Below are 18263 nucleotides of genomic sequence, written 5' to 3' on the forward strand. Positions count from 1 at the left end.
CGTCATTCCTCCGCTCGAAACAGCAGGCTCGCATCTCCATAGGAGTAGAATCTGTAGCGGTTTTCGATGGCGTGACGATAGGCGTCGCGCATGGTCTCCAGCCCGGCGAAGGCCGAGACCAGCATGAACAGCGTCGAACGCGGCAGGTGGAAATTGGTCATCAGCACGTCGACCGCCTTGAAGCGGTAGCCGGGCGTGATGAAGATCGAAGTGGGGCCCGACCACGGCTCGATCGCGCCGTCGCCCTGCGCCGCGCTTTCGATCAGCCTGAGCGATGTGGTGCCGACCGCGACGATGCGGCGGCCCTGTGCTCGCGCGGCATTCAGCGCATCGGCGGTTTCCCGCGAAATATGGCCGATCTCGGCATGCATCTTGTGGTCGGCCGTGTCATCGGCCTTGACCGGCAAAAAAGTTCCGGCGCCGACATGCAGCGTCACGAAGCGGCGCTCGATGCCCCGGGCGTCGAGCGCCGAAAACAGGTCTTCCGTGAAATGCAGGCCGGCAGTGGGTGCTGCGACCGCGCCCTCGTCCTTTGCATAGACGGTCTGGTAGTCGGTGAGGTCGCGCGCATCGTCGGGGCGCTTCGAGGCGATGTAGGGCGGCAGCGGGATATGGCCGACCGCGTGCAGCGCCTCGTCGAGGAAGGCGCCGGACAGGTCGAAGCCGAGCAGCACCTCGCCGGCGTCACGTTTTTCCAGCACGGTTGCGTCGAGATTGCCGAGGAAGCAGGCATTGCCGTCATGGCCGAAACGGATGCGGTCGCCTTCGGCCAGGCGCTTGGCCGGCCGCATGAAAGCAAGCCAGCGGTCGGGCGCGACCCGCATGTGCAAGGTGGCGTCGACATTGGCCATCGCCTCGCCGCGCTGCCTGATGCCGGTCAGTTGCGCCGGAATGACCCTTGTGTCGTTGAAGACCAGCACGTCGCCGGGCTCCAACAGGCCCGGCAGGTCGCCGACGGTACGGTCGGCGAGTGGTTGGCGGGGCTTTACGACAAGCAGCCTTGCGGCGTCGCGCGGCTCGGCCGGGCGGAGCGCGATGCGATCTTCGGGAAGTTCGAAATCGAAAAGGTCGACGCGCATCAGTAGATACGGATCATCAGCGCCCCGGCGAGCAGCAGAAGAGCGCCGACGATCCTGCCCATGGAGATTTCACGAACGGCCACGCCCAGAAAGCCGACGCGGTCGATCAGCATGCCGGCGATGAGTTGGCCGGTGACCAGGAAGGCCATCAGCGACGCAGCACCCAGGCGCGGCGTCAGGATGACCGCGCTGGTGACGTAGCCCGCACCCAGGAAGCCGCCGGCGGCGAACAGCCACAGCGCCGGCGCCCGCCAGTCGATCGACACCTCCTGCGCCCGCGTCATCACCAGTGAGACGATGCCGAGCACGACGGCGCCGGAGAGAAACGAAAATGCCGCCGCAGCCACCGGCAGGCCGAGCCCACGCGCCAGTTGCGCGTTGATGGGCGCCTGCACGGCAATGAAGGCGCCCGCCAGAACGCCGAGCAGCGACCAGAGAACGCCCATCATCTGCGTTGCCCCGTTCAGGCAGCCTTGACGTCGGCTGCGACCTTCATCGAGACGATCTTGTCGGGATCCTGCACCGGCTCGCCGCGCTTGATCTTGTCGACATTGTCCATGCCTTCGATGACCTGGCCCCATACCGTGTACTGGCGGTTGAGGAAGCCGGCGTCCTCGAAGCAGATGAAGAACTGCGAATTCGCCGAATTCGGGTTCTGCGCGCGCGCCATCGAGCACGTGCCGCGGGCGTGGTTCATGTTGGAGAACTCGGCCTTGAGGTCCGGCTTGTCGGAGCCGCCCATGCCCGCGCGCGACGGGTTGAACGAAGGACCGTCGGACTTGCCGAACTTGACGTCGCCGGTCTGGGCCATGAAGCCGTCGATGACGCGGTGGAAGACGACGCCGTCATAGGCGCCCTCGCGGGTCAGTTCCTTGATCCGGCCGACATGGCCTGGAGCCAGGTCCGGAAGCAGTTGGATAACGACTTTCCCTTTGGTGGTTTCCATGAGGAGCGTGTTTTCCGGATCCTTGATTTCGGCCATGAGCCAGTTCCTTTCTGTCTACAGATGCGTCCGCGGCTATGCGGCGCGTTTTGTTGTTGGCGATGTTCGCGCCAGTTTGACCGCCGTAAGCGATGCTCGGTCTGTTACCGTCGGCGGGGATGCAGAACTACCAGTTGCCCGCAGCGATGCGGGACCTGTTACTTGTCCGCGGCGATGCGGACCTTGATCATGCGGTCGGGGTCGCTGACAACCCCATTCTGCGCCGGATCGCCCTTTTTGATCTTGTCGACGAGTTCCATGCCACTCTCGACATTGCCGACGACCGTGTACTGGTTTTCCAGCGGCGGCGCCGGCGCGAACATGATGAAGAACTGCGAATTCGCCGAGTCGGGGCTCTGGGCGCGCGCCATGCCGACGGTGCCCCGCACATAATGCTCAGGCGTGAACTCGGCCGGCAGGTCCGGCTTGTCGGAACCGCCGGTGCCGGCGCGGTCGGCGTCGTAGCCTTCGTTCATGTCGCCGAACTGCACGTCGCCGGTCTGCGCCATGAAGCCGTCGATGACCCGGTGGAAGGCCACATTGTCGTAGGCGCCTTCGCGCACCAGCGCCTTGATCTGCGCGACATGCTTGGGCGCCAGGTCGGGCCGCAGGGCAATCGTCACGTCGCCATCCTTCAGCGTGATGATCATGGTGTTCTCGGGGTCGGCCGCGAACGCCGCATTGCCCCCGGCGACCAGGCCGGCAAGGACAATGAATGTTGAGGCGAGCTTTTTCAGCTGCATGGGGGTTTGTCTCCTCGAACCAGTTTATTTGGCGAATTTTTTCTTCAGGGCTTTGGCCACAGCTTCGGGCACGAAGGGGCGGATGTCGCCGCCCATCGAGGCTATCTGGCGGACAAGTGTGGCGGTAATGGTGCGGACCGAGGGGCTCGCCGGCAGGAAAACCGTCTGCAATTCCGGCGCCATGGTCTCGTTCATGCCGGCCATCTGCATCTCGTAGTCGAGATCGGTGCCGTCGCGCAGGCCGCGGATCATGATCGAAGCGCCGTGCTTGCGCGCCGCATCGATGACCAGGCCCTGGAACGAAACCACCTTGATGCGCTTGCCCTCCTTGCCAAACTGCTCGGCGGCGGCAACCTCTACGAGCGCGGCGCGCTCCTCGAACGTGAACAGCGGCGTCTTCGACGCCTGGATGCCGATGGCCGCGTAAACCAGGTCGGCGACCGCCAGCGACGCCTTCAAGACGTCGAGATGGCCGTTGGTCAACGGGTCGAAGGACCCTGCATAAAGGGCGATGCGCTCTGTCATGGTTGGCGGTTCTACAGCATCGGTCCGGAAATCGGAACGACTTTCAGGGACATAAAGCGCGGGAAGCGAATCTGAAGGATCCCGGCACTTTAGGGTCGAGCCGAGAACGATGGGTTTCGAGAACCTCAGCGCAGCCTACATTCGGGTACGTGAGCCGCGGCAAGCGGAGAAAGCCGTCATTTGCAGGCCGGCATCACCTGAATATCAACCATCCCAGGCGCCCTGACCAAAAAGATTCGGACGCTCATTCCTTCGAAGCAGGCATCGCTGCACGGCTACCGCTATCGAGCGGTTTGGCTGAAGCAAGTTGAATGCGGTTTTCACGAAATGAACGCCAGATGAACAGCATGATCACGAAAGGTTCAACGGCTGTAACCGAAGGTGGCTCTTCAGAAGATGAAACCAAAGCCCCATGTAAACGTTGTTAGGCGCAGGAGATTAAAACAATGATGATTTTCATGCTTGCCGCCGCCATGACGATTGCCATGCTGATCGCCACTGCATTCGGCATCCACCACGAAGCGCAACGCGTGCGCATGGAAGATCGCGACGACCGCTTCACGCCGTTTGGTCGCAGCTAAAACTGTCGCGCGAAAACGCTGCAGCGGTTTTGTCGTATGCGGGAAGCGATTTTGAAAGATCGTAACGCGCTTTAACAAAAAAGCCGGGATTGACCCGGCTTTTTCTTGTGCATTGCTTCGGCGTGCTAGTTGTCGCCGCCCGGTTCAGCCGGGATTTCCCCGCCGCCTTCATCTTCGCCGTTCGCCTCCTCCTCGCCTTGCGGCTCGGAGATGCGCTCGACGGAAACCACCTTTTCTTCGCCGGACGTGTTGAAGATGGTGACGCCCTTGGTGGCGCGGCTGGCAATGCGGATGCCATTGACCGGCACGCGGATCACGGTGCCTCCATCCGACACCATCATGATCTGGTCGTCATTGCCGATCGGGAAGGCAGCCACCAGTTGGCCGATCTCGGCGGTCTTGGAAACATCGGTCGCCCGGATGCCCTTGCCGCCGCGCCCGGTCAGGCGGAAGTCGTATGACGAAGAGCGCTTGCCGTAGCCGTATTCGGTGACCGTCAGCACGAACTGCTCGTGCTGCTTGAGGAACTCGTAACGCTCGTCGGAAAGGTCCGCCTCTTCGCCGACCTCTTCGTTGGTAAGCGCGATTTCCTCGTCCTCACCCGTCGTCAGGCGGCGTTCGGCCACCGAACGCTTGAGATAGGCGGCGCGTTCGGCGGGCGGTGCCTCGACATGCTCCACGATCGCCATCGAAATGACGCGGTCGCTCTCGCCCATCGAAATGCCGCGCACGCCGACCGAGTTGCGGCTCTGGAAGACGCGGACGTCGCTGACACGGAAGCGGATGCACTGGCCGGAATTGGCGGTCAGAAGCACGTCGTCATTGTCGGTGCAGGTCTCGACGCCGAGAATCTCGTCACCTTCTTCCTCCAGCTTCATGGCGATTTTGCCGTTGCGGTTGACCTGCACGAAATCGCTGAGCTTGTTGCGGCGAACGGTACCGCGCGTCGTGGCGAACATCACGTCGAGCTCGCCCCAGCTCGCCTCATCCTCGGGCAGCGGCATGATCGTGGTGATGCGCTCGCCCTGCTGCAGCTGCAGCAGGTTGATCAGCGCCTTGCCGCGCGACTGCGGATTGCCGATCGGCAGCCGCCAGACCTTTTCCTTGTAGACGATGCCGCGCGAGGAGAAGAACAGCACAGGCGTATGGGTGTTCGCCACGAACAGCCGGGTGACGAAATCCTCGTCCTTGGTCGACATGCCCGAGCGGCCCTTGCCACCGCGCCGCTGGGCCCGGTACTGCGACAGCGGCACCCGCTTGATGTAGCCGGAGTGGCTGACGGTGACGACCATGTCCTCGCGCTGGATCAGGTCCTCGTCGTCCATGTCGGCGCCGCCTTCGGCGATCTCGGTACGCCGGGGCGTGCCGAACTCGTCACGAACCGCCGCAAGCTCGTCCTTGACGATCTGCTGGATGCGGGCGCGCGACGACAATATGTCGAGGAAATCGGTGATTTCGGCGCCGATGGAGTTCAGTTCGTCCGAGATCTCGTCACGACCGAGCGCCGTCAGCCGCTGCAGCCTCAGTTCGAGGATGGCGCGCGCCTGCTCCTCGGAGAGGTTGTAGGTGCCGTCCTCGTTGATGCGGTGGCGCGGATCGTCGATCAGCAGGATCAGAGCTTCCACATCCGCCGCCGGCCAGCGGCGCGTCATCAGCTGCTCGCGCGCCGTCTGCGGATCGGGCGCCTGGCGGATCAGCTTGATCACCTCGTCGATGTTGGCGACCGCGATCGCCAGGCCGACAAGCACGTGGGCGCGCTCGCGCGCCTTTTTCAGGAGATATTTGGTGCGGCGGCTGATGACGTCCTCGCGGAAGGCGATGAACGCCTTCAGCATGTCGATCAGCGTCAGGATTTCCGGCTTGCCGCCGTTCAGCGCCACCACGTTGGCGCCGAACGAGGTCTGCAGCGGCGTGTAGCGGTAGAGCTGGTTCAGGACGACATCGGCGACCGCATCGCGCTTCAGCTCGATGACCACGCGGTAGCCCTGGCGGTCGCTTTCGTCGCGGATATCGGAAATGCCCTCGATGCGCTTCTCGCGCACCAGGTCGGCCATTTTCTCGATCATCGACGCCTTGTTCACCTGGAAGGGAACCTCGGTGATGACGATCGACTCGCGGTCGCCCGACCGCTGCTCGATGTTGACGCGGCCGCGCATCAGGATGGAGCCGCGGCCGGTCGAATAGGCATTGTAGATGCCGGAGCGGCCAAGGATGATCCCGCCGGTCGGGAAATCCGGGCCGGGGATGATCTCCATCAGCTCCGGAAGTTCCATCGCCGGGTTGTCGATTAGCGCGATGGTGCCGTTGACCACTTCGGCGAGATTGTGCGGCGGGATGTTGGTGGCCATGCCGACGGCGATGCCGCCCGAACCATTGACCAGCAAGTTCGGAAACCGTGCCGGCAGGACGCGCGGCTCTTCGGCCGACGCATCGTAGTTGTCCTGGAAATCGACGGTTTCCTTGTCGATGTCCTCGATCAGCTCGTGCGCCACCTTGGTCAGGCGCGACTCGGTGTAGCGCATCGCCGCCGGCGGATCGCCGTCGATGGAGCCGAAATTGCCCTGCCCGTCGATCAGCGGCACCCGCATCGACCAGTCCTGCGCCATGCGCACCAGGGCGTCGTAGATGGAGGCGTCGCCGTGCGGATGGTATTTACCCATCACATCGGCGACCGGTCGTGCCGACTTCACGTATTTGCGGTTCCAGTGGTAGCCGCTCTCATGGGCCGCATAGATAATGCGCCGGTGCACCGGCTTCAGCCCGTCGCGCACGTCCGGCAGCGCCCGGCTGACGATCACGCTCATGGCGTAATCGAGATAGGAGCGCTGCATCTCCTCGATGATGGAAATCGGCTCGATGCCGTTGGGGCCGCCGTCGCCGCCGCGCGGTGTCTTCTGGTCAGTCAAATTGGATCACAATCACAATGGGAATCACACATGCTATATATAGGAAAGCCCCGGAATTCTCCAATGCGGCCGGGTTTTTTCCCGCTCTGAATTGAGACGATATTTCAAATGGATATCACCGTTTGTAACTGCCTGCGACAGCATGTCAGCAAGGCGAAACCAATGCATGTCGCCCGAAAGTGTCCTCGGTTTCGGGAGAAACGACATGCACAAACAAGAAGCCACAGGGTGGCCGCCGAATCCCATTCGACGCGACGCGCTGCAGGGCTGACGGCGATTGCCGAACCCGGCGGCGCCATCCCGGTCTGGCATCATCGCCGTGAACGGGTTAGCGTGAGTGTGAGGGGACCCGCTTCATGCCGAGCTATGACAGCCTTTTCAATGCCTTCGTCACCATTCTGGTGACGATCGACCCGCCGGGGCTGGCGCCGCTTTTCCTGGCGGTGACGCGCGGCATGAACCGCGACGAGCGGCGGCAGGTCTCGATCCGCGCTTCGATCATCGGCTTCGCGGTGCTGGCGCTGTTTGCGGTGGCAGGCGCGGCAATCCTCTCGGTCTTCGGCATCACGCTGCCGGCATTCCGGGTCGCCGGCGGCTTCCTGCTGTTCTTCATCGCCTTCGAGATGGTTTTCGAGAAGCGCCAGGACCGCAAGGAAAAGATCTCGGACGTCGCCATCACCCGCGACCACATCCACAACGTCGCCGCGTTTCCGCTCGCCATTCCGCTGATCGCCGGGCCGGGCGCCATTTCCGCGACCGTGCTCCTGTCGGGCGGGCTCCCGGGCATTGCCGGTCAGGCAGCGCTCGTCGCCATCATCTTCGTCTGCCTCGCCCTTACCTATTTGGTGTTCCTGCTCGCCGAACGCGTCGACCGCATTCTCGGACAGACCGGGCGCTCAATCCTGACGCGACTGCTTGGCGTCATCCTCGCCGCGCTGGCCGTTCAGTTCGTGGCCGACGGCATCAAGGCGCTGATGGCGGCGTAAAGATCCGGCAGGCACTCTGCGAAAATGGTCTCCGATATCACCCGGCATCGCCGAGCATTCTGGGAGTTCTTCGCCGAAGATCAGCCGGCGCTCAACGCCCGCACCGTGCGCGGCAACGAATCCTCGCGCTGGCTGGCTGTCGATGCAATAGTCGTCGTGCACTACGTCGCCACCGGCGGCGTCGGCATTTTCGTGCGCGGCGCCCGCGGAACCAGAAGTGGCCTGATCAGGCAGTTTCTGTTCCCGCACCGTGAATTTCTGGTGGCCTCGCTTGGCCGTGAAAATCTGCGGCTGGCGGAAAACTTCCTGCTCGGATTTTCCCTGCGCGCCGATATGGCGGAGCGCTCCAACTGGCCGCGCGCAACCGCATGGCTTGCCGAACAATCTTCCATCTACGAGCGGGCGATGGCGCAATTGCAGCTTGAAGCGCGGCAAGCGAACCTAAAAAGTCGCGACGCGCTATAGCCATGCGCCGCCACCAGCAGCGCGCAAACACGGCCCGGCTGCCGCGGTGAAGCCAATCAGGGAAGTTCGGCCAGCAGCGCCTTGACGACATTGGCCGAGTTCAACGACGCCAGCGCCATGAATGTCGCCATCTCGTTGGCGCCCTCACCGCCACCGGCAAGATCGGAAAGGCTGCGCACCGCCAGGAATGGCACATCGTTGGCGAAGGTGACGTGGGCGACGGCGGCGCTCTCCATGTCGAGCACCTTGGCGCCAAAGGTCTTCAGCACATATTCGCGGAACTCGGCGTTGTCGACGAAAGCCTGGCCGGAAACGCCATTGCCGCCAACGATGATTTTCGGCGGTTGCGACAGGCACTTGTTCTGCGGGGCGCAATCCTCGAGGTCGAGCTTTGCGGCGACCTTGCGTGCCGCCTCGAGCATGGCCGGGTCGCTCTCGAACCAGAACTTCGTGACCTCCGCCTCGCTGCCCTTTCTGGCGACGCCGACAGAGCGCGGCACGATCATGCCGTATCCCTCGAACTGGTCCTTGGGCAGGAAAGGCGGGAGCTCGTACCCCTCGCCGGTCTTGCGGGCGAACACCGCTTCCAGATATTGGCCCCACTGGTCGGCGACGACCACGTCGCCGATGTTGAGTGCGGGATCGACGCCGCCGGCGATGCCCGAAAAGATCACCGATTTGATGACGAACTGGTCAAGCGCCGATTGCATGGTCATCGCGGCGTTGACCATGCTGACGCCGCTGAGAAACAGCACGACATCCTTGCCGCCAAGCCTGCCGGTGATGAACTTGCGGCCGTTGATCGTGTGTTCGGCCCTTTCCGAAAGATCCGCCTGCAAGGCGACCCATTCGGGTGGAAACGCCGAAACGACGGCAATCCGTGGCTTTTCGTCGAGGCGCTCTGCTGCGACGGCGGCAGCCGCCATCGCCACAAGGAACACGCAGAGCGCTGCAAGGCGCGTCATCAAACCCATGCCGAACGATCCTTCCGCTGAAACCTGCTATTCGTGAAAGCAGGCCGGGCAACGAACATGCAGTTCCCTAGAGCGTACACTCAGGTGGAACCGTTACGCCGCTCTTTGTTTGTTGGCGCATCGGATTTTTCCGAAAACCGCTGCGCACTTTTCGGTCCGATGCTCTGGAAATCAGAACGGGATCTCGTCGTCGAGTTCGCGCGAGCCGCCCCCGCCGCCGCGGTTTCCGCCGCCGCCGCCTCGATTGCCGCCGCCATAGCCGTCATTCGGACCGGACTGGCCGAAATCGGAACTGCGCCCGCCGCCACCGCCGTAGCTTACCTGTCCGCCGCCGTCGCCCTGGCCGCGCGAATCCAGCATCTGCAATTCGCCGCGGAACTTTTGCAGCACGATTTCGGTCGAATAGCGCTCGACGCCGTCCTTTTCCCATTTGCGGGTCTGCAGCTGGCCTTCGATGTAAACCTTCATGCCCTTCTTCAGGTACTGCTCGGCAACCTTGGCGAGGTTGTCGTTGAAGATGACCACCTGGTGCCACTCGGTCTTTTCCTTGCGGTCGCCGGAATTCTTGTCGCGCCAGGTCTCCGAGGTCGCGATGCGCAGATTGACCACCGGTTCCCCGGAATTCAGCCGACGGATTTCCGGGTCCGCGCCCAGATTGCCCACCAGAATGACCTTGTTGACGCTACCCGCCATGACATTTTCTCCACGCTCGTCCGAAACAGACCGATAAATTCAGCCGGCGCATCCTATCCGATCAGCCTTCGGCATGCGCCGCCGCCGGCGTAAAACGGCGCACTGTCCACAGTAATATTTGTTCGCTTTTTGTTCTAGAGCAAACCATCGAGGAACGCAAGACGTAGCGGCCAGCCGTTCGCCGCCCCTTGTGGAAAAGGGGGCGGCGTTGCGGTCGCCATTCCTTTCCCCCATCGATCGGTCTACAGCGCCGCGCGTCGTTTCAGACGCGCAAAGGTCGCTGTAGCACTTTGATTTTCTGCATAATTTTGTCCTTAAATCGATTCTGATCTAAGGAATTATGCAAGTAGAGATGGTCCGCAAAGCGAACCCGGAGTGAGGTCAACCGTCAATATGCGAACCAACCGCAGGCGTGAAACGATCGATCATTGGCCCGGCCCCAAACAAATGGCCCCGCCGCTATGCTTTCAAGCGGTCGGGGCCTGTTTCGGGCAATGCCCTTGATGCCGGGAGGGTTTTACCGGCTTTGTTCTTCGGGTGCTCATCGGCGCGCAGCCGCATGACCCGACAAGTGGTCTCTGATTGTGGGTGAATCAGCAGGTTCGGTTTGCTGCCTCGGCAAGCACTACGCCTGCTGCGGCTCCGCTTCCGTGCGGAGCCTTTCTGAACAGTCCGGTGGGGTCATGCCTCGCTCCTGATCTGTTGCTCCGATTGCCTCTCGAAATCTCCAAAACCGCGCGTTCGCGGCGTCTCGCAAACCACATCAACGTTTCGCGATTTCGGGTCCGAAGACAGCCAAACTCTGCATCCCCCATACCGCTGCGTCAACCATTTTGCCGGCTCAGACGGCAAAAAGTGATCCATGTAACAGAAAACGTGATGGCTGGTTTTCCACACCGGTTTGTCAGGAGCGTGTTCGGTCTTTGTTCTTTTTGCTTGCCCCCTCCCGCCAAAGGCGGTTAAAAGCTCATGCGGCAAGAATTGCGGCGTCTCTCGACGGCGCAGCAAAATTACCTACATAAGTGATGGCCGGGCTGACCCGCCAATCCGAAAGATTTTTAAAGTTGAGGCGGCGGAGCGGCATGGCCGACCATAAGTACATTTCCATTCGCGGCGCGCGCGAACACAATCTGAAAAACGTCGATCTCGACCTGCCGCGCGACAGCCTGGTCGTGATGACCGGCCTGTCGGGGTCGGGAAAATCCTCGCTCGCCTTCGACACCATCTACGCCGAAGGCCAGCGGCGCTATGTCGAAAGTCTTTCGGCGTATGCCCGGCAGTTCCTTGAAATGATGCAGAAGCCGGACGTCGACCAGATCGACGGCCTTTCGCCCGCGATTTCGATCGAGCAGAAGACCACCTCGAAGAACCCGCGCTCGACGGTCGGCACCGTCACCGAAATCTACGACTACATGCGGCTTCTGTTTGCGCGCGTCGGCGTTCCCTATTCGCCGGCCACCGGCCTGCCGATCGAGAGCCAGACGGTCAGCCAGATGGTCGACCGGGTGCTGGCCGTGGAGGAAGGCACCAGGCTCTTCCTGCTGGCGCCGATCGTGCGCGGCCGCAAGGGCGAGTACAAGAAGGAACTCGCCGAGCTGCAGAAGAAAGGTTTTCAGCGCGTCAAGGTCGACGGGGTCTTCTATGAGATCGCCGATGTGCCGGCGCTGGACAAGAAATACAAGCACGACATCGACGTGGTGGTGGACCGCATCGTGGTGCGCGCCGACCTGGCGACGCGGCTGGCCGACTCCATCGAGACGGCGCTGAAGCTTGCCGAGGGGCTGGCCGTCGCGGAGTTCGCCGACAGGCCGCTCGACGCCAGCCAGACGGGCGAGGAATCGGTCAACAAGTCCAAGAACGAAACCCACGAACGCATTCTTTTTTCAGAGAAATTCGCCTGTCCGGTTTCGGGCTTCACCATTTCCGAGATCGAGCCGCGCCTGTTCTCGTTCAACAACCCGTTCGGCGCCTGCCCCGCCTGCGATGGGCTGGGCAGCCAGCGCGCCATCGACCCGAACCTGATCGTCCCGGACGAGAACCTGTCGCTGCGCGACGGCGCCGTCAGCCCGTGGGCGAAATCCACCTCGCCCTATTATTCGCAGACGCTGGAAGCCCTCGGCAAAGTTTATGGCTTCAAGCTCGGCGACCGATTCAGCGACCTCACCGAGGAAGCCAGGCAGGCGGTGCTGCGCGGCACCGGCGAGCGCGAGATCACCTTCCAGTATGACGACGGCCTGCGCTCCTACAAGACGACCAAGACCTTCGAGGGCGTCATTCCGAACCTCGAGCGGCGCTGGAAGGAGACCGAATCCGCCTGGATGCGCGAGGAGATCGAGCGCTTCATGTCGGCAACCCCCTGCCCGGCCTGCGCCGGCTACAGGCTGAAGCCGGAAGCGCTGGCGGTGAAGATCGCCGGAAAGCATATCGGCGAAGTCACCGAACTGTCGATCCGCAAGGCAAACCAATGGGCCGAGGAGCTGCCTGCCGCACTCAACAGCAAGCAGAACGAGATCGCGGTCCGGGTGCTGAAGGAAATCCGCGAGCGGCTGCGCTTCCTCAACGACGTCGGCCTCGATTATCTCACGCTGTCGCGCAATTCCGGTTCGCTTTCGGGCGGCGAAAGCCAGCGCATCCGGCTGGCTTCGCAGATCGGCTCGGGGCTGACCGGCGTGCTTTACGTGCTGGACGAACCCTCCATCGGCCTGCACCAGCGCGACAATGCCCGGCTGCTCGACACGCTGAAGCACCTGCGCGACATCGGCAACACGGTGATCGTCGTCGAGCACGACGAGGACGCCATCCTGCATGCCGACTATGTCGTCGACATCGGCCCCGCCGCCGGCATCCATGGCGGCCAGGTGATTGCCGAGGGAACGCCGCGCGACATCATGGCCAACCCCGCTTCGATCACCGGCAAATATCTGTCGGGCGAACTGGAAATCGCTACGCCGGCGGCCCGCCGCCCGGGCAAGAAAGGCCGGCGCATCAAGGTGGCCGGCGCGCGCGGCAACAATCTGAAGAACGTGACCGCCGAGATCCCGCTCGGCACCTTCACCGCGGTCACCGGCGTTTCGGGCGGCGGCAAGTCGACCTTCCTGATCGAGACGCTGTTCAAGGCGGCCTCGCGGCGCATCATGGGCTCGCGCGAGCACCCCGCCGACCACGACCGCATCGAGGGGCTGGAGTTCCTCGACAAGGTCATCGATATCGACCAGAGCCCGATCGGCCGCACGCCGCGTTCCAACCCGGCTACCTACACCGGCGCCTTCACGCCGATCCGCGACTGGTTTGCCGGGCTGCCGGAAGCCAAGGCGCGCGGCTATCAGCCGGGGCGCTTCTCGTTCAACGTCAAGGGCGGCCGCTGCGAAGCCTGCCAGGGCGACGGCGTCATCAAGATCGAGATGCACTTCCTGCCCGACGTCTACGTCACCTGCGATGTCTGCCACGGCAAGCGCTACAACCGCGAAACGCTGGACGTCACCTTCAAAGGCAAGTCGATCGCCGACGTGCTGGACATGACCGTGGAGGAAGGCGTCGACTTCTTCGCCGCGGTGCCCGGCGTGCGCGACAAGCTGGAAACGCTGAAGCAGGTCGGCCTCGGCTACATCCACATCGGCCAGCAGGCGACGACCCTGTCCGGCGGCGAAGCCCAGCGCATCAAGCTTGCCAAGGAACTGTCGCGCAAGGCGACGGGCAAGACGCTGTACATCCTCGACGAGCCGACCACCGGCCTGCATTTCCACGACGTGGCGAAGCTTCTGGAAGTGCTGCACGAACTGGTCGACCAGGGCAACACGGTGGTGGTCATCGAGCACAACCTCGAAGTCATCAAGACCGCCGACTGGGTGCTCGACCTCGGGCCGGAAGGCGGCGACGGCGGCGGCGAACTGGTGGCTTCCGGCACGCCGGAAGACATCGTCAGGGAAAAACGCAGCTACACCGGGCAGTTCCTCAAGGAGTTGCTGGAGCGCAGGCCGGGCGGAAGGAAGCGCGAGGCTGCGGAGTAGAGCGGTGGCTAGGCGGGCATAAACGTGAGCGAGTAGCCTTGGTGTTCAGCCCGCGTTCGTGCTAATTGCGCTTGGGCTTGCGGATAGATTCTGCTGTTGTTGTTTCGGCGATAGTTGATATCAATGCACGGCTTACTGCCCGACCATTCCTTACGGACTGTCCTATGTGGTCCGACGCCTTGGCGAACGAGTATCCGCAAGCCCATTCATGTCAGAACTGAATAATCTCAAAGCGGCAAAGACCCTTCCTCAATTTGCCCATCTGCTAAAGCTTAAAAGTGAAACTGTATCATATGCCCTATATTGGTACAGACGTCGCAGTCCATACAGCCACTTCACTATTTCGAAGAAGAACGGTGGCCGTCGGCATATCGCAGCGCCCAATTCGCGATTAAAGCTTGTTCAAAGTAGACTTGCAGAGCTGCTGGGGCGTATTGAGACCGAAATGGAGATGAAACGGACTACAAAAGTCCGCGTTCTTTCTCACGGTTTCAAGAAAGGATTTTCCATCATCACGAACGCCAACCAACATCGCAACAAGCGATGGGTGTTCAATGTCGACATCCGAGACTTCTTTCCGTCCATAAACTTTGGACGGGTGTACGGCTTTTTTGTCAAAGATCGCAACTTCCAACTGGACCCAAAGATCGCGACCATCATCGCCCAAATTGCTTGCTACCAGAATAGGCTCCCGCAAGGCAGCCCGTGTTCTCCCGTAGTCTCGAACCTCATAACGCACATTCTCGACATCAAGCTCAACAAGCTTGCGAACGACCTGCATTGTACATACACGCGCTACGCCGACGATCTTACTTTTTCCACGAACGAAAAGGAGTTCCCGGAACAGATTGCGCGGCTGGTCAGAGGAAACGACGACAAGTGGGTAGCAGGCGACGGTCTTTTATACTTGGTCTATCGTGCGGGCTTCCAGCTGAATCACGAAAAGACACGGATGCAGCGCCGTGATTCCCGGCAAGACACCACAGGTCTAATCGTCAACCAAAAGCTAAACGTACGGCATGAATATTACAAGCAAGTGCGCGCCATGTGCCACCATCTGTTCAACCACGGCTTCGCCTTTTCAGACCCAGGTAAGGTTCCTGTCAGTAATCATACCGTTGAAGGGATGCTTAGTTTTATTTACCAGATACGACGGATTAGAAGCCAAAATCTCGTTGTAGAGAAAGAACCTGAGCGGAATAGTTTTTTCCAAACCGACCAAGCTGGTTTCACCGAGCTATATCGCCGATTCCTGAATTACAGGTCTTTCTATGGAATGATAAAGCCGACAATTATCTGCGAGGGGAAGACAGACAACATCTATTTGCTGGCTGCCATTAGAAAGCTGGCGCCGAAATTCCCAAAGCTCATCGACCCCGCCCAGAAGTTACCGCTGAAGGTCCAATTCTTCAACTATTCCCATCGGAGTGCCTTGTTCCAAGGCCTTTCTGGCGGCGGTGATGAAATGTACAAGCTGATAAAGGATTTCAGGGAGCGCATGAAATTCTTCAAGCATGTTCCCACACAGCCCGTCATTATGATCATCGACAACGATGCAGCGTCAACCGGCATCTTCACCTACGTCGGCACGGTACACGGAACTGGACCAGTCAGCGGGCTTGACCCCTTCTACCATGTGTTCGAGAACCTCTATATCGTGCCGGTTCCTACAACCGCCGGTGTGAAAGCGGTTATCGAGGATCTGTTCGACCCTGTGGTGAAGAAGCCAATCAGCGGCAGGACCTTCAATTCAAGTAACAAAAGTTTCGATCAGACGAAATTTTATGGAAAGAATGAGTTCGCAACTAAAATAGTAGCCCCTGAACGCGCCACGATTGATTTCACGAAATTCGAACCACTTTTGCAAGCAATTTGCGACGTCATGGACCATTTCGCGGCGACCCTCGCTGCCAAGTCCATCGTCCTGCCCGCACCAGTTGTGGTTGCCGAGGCAGCTCCCTAATGGGAACAATGTGGAAACAGAGGAAGTCTTTCGCATTCGATTCGGGTTGGGCGAGTCGAACCTGCCCAATCTTTCTACACAACCCGATCTTCTTCTAGCACGTATCGCGGCCTACCCCCGCCACACCCTCTTCGCCCCCAGCCCCTCCATCTCCCTGTCATCCGTGACGAGTGCAAACCCCTCTATAATCGCCTGCGCCGCCAGCACGCGGTCGAACGGGTCCTTGTGAACCAGCCTGAACTCGCCAGCCATCACCGCATGCGCGTTGTTGACCGGCAATTCGATGAAGTCGAAGTCGACGCAGAGGGTGACGAAGGCGCGGGAAATCCATTCGGCGCCCGGCAGCTTGCCGAGGCTGACCTTGGTCGCGATCTCGAACCCGCTGATCGAACTGACAAAGATCGTGTTGGCGCGATCGACGATCGCCAGCGCCGTTTCGCGCGGCAGGCGCTTGTCCTTCAGCAACAGCCAGAGCAGCGCATGCGTATCAAGCAGGAGGTTCATCCGAACCGTCCCACGCCCGCAATTCTTCTTCCGGAAGCGGATCGAAGTAGGAGTCCGGCAGTTGATAACGCCCTTCCCACGCTCCCCAGCCGCGCGACTTCGGCTCCGGCCCGACCGGCACCACCTTCGCCACCGGCTTCCCGTCCCTCATGATCGTGAACTCCCGGCCCGCTTCGACTGCCTGGCGCAGCGCGGCCGCGTCGTACTCGGCTTGCTTGTCTTCGGCAAATCCGACCATCGAACGCATCTCGTCCCATTCATGTGGATACTTCCGATAGTAAGCGGCGATGTCCGTCTTGCTGATGTATTCGTCCGGGGCATGCTCGAACCAGTCGATATCTTTGGTCGCTTCGCGCAGCAGCGCCAGAGCTTCCGGCTCAAGCAACTCGGCCAAAACGCCGGGTCGCCGCTTGCCCTTAAGATCCCCGACGGCATCTTCCACCGGCACCAGTTTCACCGCCGGCTTGTTGCGGCGGGCAATCACAATCTCCTCGCCGGCCTCCGCACGAGCGACGAGGTCGGAAAGTTCGGTTTTTGCCTGATGCATGTTGATCACAGCCATGTCGGGCAATATAGCTAACTATCTAGCTAACTACAACAGGGCGGCTCTTCCGCCCACCGGCTGCCTCGTTGCGGACCAGCCACCACGCATAGGCCGCGATGAGAACCGCGATCAGGAATTCGCGTATCTCCGACAGTTCGTAGCCGTCGACCATTCGGTGCCCGCCGAAGACGAAGACGAGTTGCGAAACCGGAAGAAGGACGGCCACCGCCAGTCCGGCCGCGCGGAAGGGGCCGCGCCACAGGTCGGCGGCCAGCTTCATCGAGATCAGCAGGACCATGAAGAACCAGACCTGATAGATAACGATGTTCCATTCCTCGTAGAGGAAGCCAGCCAGCGGCAGGCCGGCGAGTGCAAAAAGCCTCGGCGGAACGAAACGTTCGAGCGACTTGAGGACGGGAATGTCGCTGGGCCAGAACATCGGCAGCAGGACAAAAAGCAGAAAAGCCGCCGAATAGTAGACAGCCTCGAACCTGTAGGTCGCGAAGTTGTGCAGGTTCGTCTCGTTCTGGGCGTTACCTTCAAACATCGGTCCTGCCGTCCAGCCGATCCAGTGCTGGCCCCATGACATTTCCTCCATCAGCACCAGCAGGCAGGCAAGGAACATCGCCGCGAAGACCGCCGGCACGGGAATGCCCAACACCCTGCCCCGGTCATGCCGGCTCCGCCAGATTGCGAGGCCGAACCCGGCAAGCCCGACGACAAATCCCACCTCCGTCAAGATAGAAAGGAATTGCCCTTCCCGCACTGTTTCATTGAGCAGTTCGGGCCGGATGATGACGATTGCAGCCGTCATCGAAAGGATGGCGGCCGATATCCAGGCGACACCGATGAGCAGCGGCGCCTGCTTGCCGTAAGGTGGGCGGGCGGCGGAGCTTGACGGCTGCAGGCCCATCACCAGCAGGCAGGCCGCGAGGAATGCCGTGAGCGGCCGGATCAGACCGAATGTTGTCCAGTCCACCCGGTCCTTAGCCAGCAGACTGCGGTTATTCACCACGAAGTCGCAGAAGACCAGGACAAGCACGACGGCTCCGGCGGCGGCGATGAAGCCGAGACGCGCTCCTAGAGACGCAGGCGCGAAGCGATCCCGCGCCGCGATCGACAAGACCATTGGCACCCCCTTGTATGCGTTTGTTGGGGGATCTAACCAAAAAGGACCCAACAAATCGTAAAACCGGGGGTTGCATACCAACCGTACTTTTTCGGATTGCGTGCCGGCGTCGCGCAGGACCACACCGCGCCCGCTCCGACGGCTGAAGCGCCGGGCTGCGCTCGGCGCCGGCGGGCATCGAA

Annotated in this window: 16 protein-coding genes; 5 read left to right on the top strand and 11 right to left on the bottom strand. The window is 61.3% G+C overall.

Annotation, left to right across the window (positions count from 1 at the left end):
* Positions 1 to 2 precede the first annotated feature (2 nt).
* From queA to coaD, 5 genes are all read right to left on the bottom strand, one after another.
* Positions 3 to 1079: a tRNA preQ1(34) S-adenosylmethionine ribosyltransferase-isomerase QueA gene (gene queA, locus F3H98_RS18075; protein ID WP_149761576.1), complete on the bottom strand. Its 1077-nt coding sequence runs from the start codon at positions 1077 to 1079 to the stop codon at positions 3 to 5.
* On the bottom strand, positions 1079 to 1528 hold the full coding sequence (locus tag F3H98_RS18080) for a DMT family transporter (protein ID WP_149761578.1): 450 nt from the start codon (positions 1526 to 1528) through the stop codon (positions 1079 to 1081). Before F3H98_RS18080 ends, queA begins: the two co-directional genes overlap by 1 nt.
* A 14-nt stretch (positions 1529 to 1542) precedes the next feature.
* On the bottom strand, positions 1543 to 2061 hold the full coding sequence (locus F3H98_RS18085; protein WP_149761580.1) for a peptidylprolyl isomerase: 519 nt from the start codon (positions 2059 to 2061) through the stop codon (positions 1543 to 1545).
* Between the two features lie 158 nt (positions 2062 to 2219).
* Positions 2220 to 2804, bottom strand: a complete 585-nt coding sequence (locus F3H98_RS18090) for a peptidylprolyl isomerase (RefSeq protein WP_149761582.1) — start codon at positions 2802 to 2804, stop codon at positions 2220 to 2222.
* Between the two features lie 24 nt (positions 2805 to 2828).
* Entirely contained in the window at positions 2829 to 3329 is a 501-nt protein-coding gene (gene coaD, locus F3H98_RS18095; protein ID WP_149761584.1) for a pantetheine-phosphate adenylyltransferase, read from the bottom strand.
* A gap of 446 nt (positions 3330 to 3775) precedes the next feature.
* On the opposite strand from coaD, the gene F3H98_RS32310 reads away from it, so the two are divergent.
* Positions 3776 to 3910, top strand: coding sequence for a hypothetical protein (locus tag F3H98_RS32310; protein WP_280178006.1), 135 nt, complete (start codon positions 3776 to 3778; stop codon positions 3908 to 3910).
* A gap of 125 nt (positions 3911 to 4035) precedes the next feature.
* On the opposite strand, the gene gyrA is transcribed toward F3H98_RS32310, so the two are convergent.
* Entirely contained in the window at positions 4036 to 6816 is a 2781-nt protein-coding gene (gene gyrA, locus F3H98_RS18100) for a DNA gyrase subunit A (protein WP_149761585.1), read from the bottom strand.
* 356 nt (positions 6817 to 7172) lie between these two features.
* On the opposite strand from gyrA, the gene F3H98_RS18105 reads away from it, so the two are divergent.
* Together F3H98_RS18105 and F3H98_RS18110 are read left to right on the top strand one after the other, a co-directional pair.
* A complete protein-coding gene (locus F3H98_RS18105; protein WP_149761587.1) occupies positions 7173 to 7802 on the top strand; it encodes a MarC family protein in 630 nt (209 codons plus the stop codon).
* A 24-nt stretch (positions 7803 to 7826) separates the two neighbouring features.
* Positions 7827 to 8267 (top strand): hypothetical protein, encoded by a 441-nt coding sequence (locus F3H98_RS18110; RefSeq protein WP_149761589.1) that lies wholly within the window; start codon positions 7827 to 7829, stop codon positions 8265 to 8267.
* Positions 8268 to 8323: 56 nt separating this feature from the next.
* Here F3H98_RS18110 and F3H98_RS18115 read toward each other — a convergent pair whose 3' ends face one another.
* Together F3H98_RS18115 and ssb are read right to left on the bottom strand one after the other, a co-directional pair.
* Positions 8324 to 9241 (bottom strand): 5'-methylthioadenosine/S-adenosylhomocysteine nucleosidase, encoded by a 918-nt coding sequence (locus tag F3H98_RS18115; protein ID WP_244621773.1) that lies wholly within the window; start codon positions 9239 to 9241, stop codon positions 8324 to 8326.
* A 171-nt stretch (positions 9242 to 9412) separates the two neighbouring features.
* Complete coding sequence (gene ssb / locus F3H98_RS18120) at positions 9413 to 9934, bottom strand: single-stranded DNA-binding protein (protein WP_149761591.1); 522 nt, start codon at positions 9932 to 9934, stop codon at positions 9413 to 9415.
* A gap of 1082 nt (positions 9935 to 11016) precedes the next feature.
* On the opposite strand from ssb, the gene uvrA reads away from it, so the two are divergent.
* Together uvrA and F3H98_RS18130 are read left to right on the top strand one after the other, a co-directional pair.
* Positions 11017 to 13941 carry an excinuclease ABC subunit UvrA gene (gene uvrA, locus F3H98_RS18125; protein ID WP_149761593.1) on the top strand — a complete coding sequence of 975 codons (2925 nt, stop codon included), beginning with the start codon at positions 11017 to 11019 and terminating at the stop codon, positions 13939 to 13941.
* A 208-nt stretch (positions 13942 to 14149) separates the two neighbouring features.
* The gene (locus F3H98_RS18130) at positions 14150 to 15904 is read left to right on the top strand and encodes a retron Ec67 family RNA-directed DNA polymerase/endonuclease (protein WP_149761595.1); all 1755 of its coding nucleotides are present in this window, start codon (positions 14150 to 14152) and stop codon (positions 15902 to 15904) included.
* A 111-nt stretch (positions 15905 to 16015) separates the two neighbouring features.
* Here the strand turns inward: F3H98_RS18130 and F3H98_RS18135 are convergent, their stop codons facing one another.
* Genes F3H98_RS18135 through F3H98_RS18150 form a run of 3 tightly spaced genes read right to left on the bottom strand, consistent with a single transcriptional unit; the run spans position 16016 to position 18081 of the window.
* Positions 16016 to 16408 (bottom strand): type II toxin-antitoxin system VapC family toxin, encoded by a 393-nt coding sequence (locus tag F3H98_RS18135; RefSeq protein WP_149761597.1) that lies wholly within the window; start codon positions 16406 to 16408, stop codon positions 16016 to 16018.
* Positions 16392 to 16970 (bottom strand): type II toxin-antitoxin system Phd/YefM family antitoxin, encoded by a 579-nt coding sequence (locus F3H98_RS31550; protein WP_210249690.1) that lies wholly within the window; start codon positions 16968 to 16970, stop codon positions 16392 to 16394. Before F3H98_RS31550 ends, F3H98_RS18135 begins: the two co-directional genes overlap by 17 nt.
* Positions 16971 to 16992: 22 nt before the next feature.
* Positions 16993 to 18081 (bottom strand): hypothetical protein, encoded by a 1089-nt coding sequence (locus tag F3H98_RS18150; protein ID WP_149761598.1) that lies wholly within the window; start codon positions 18079 to 18081, stop codon positions 16993 to 16995.
* Between the last annotated feature and the right edge of the window lie 182 nt (positions 18082 to 18263).

This window comes from Neomesorhizobium albiziae, assembly GCF_900114255.1.
GTDB classification, from domain to species: Bacteria; Pseudomonadota; Alphaproteobacteria; order Rhizobiales; family Rhizobiaceae; genus Neomesorhizobium; species Neomesorhizobium albiziae.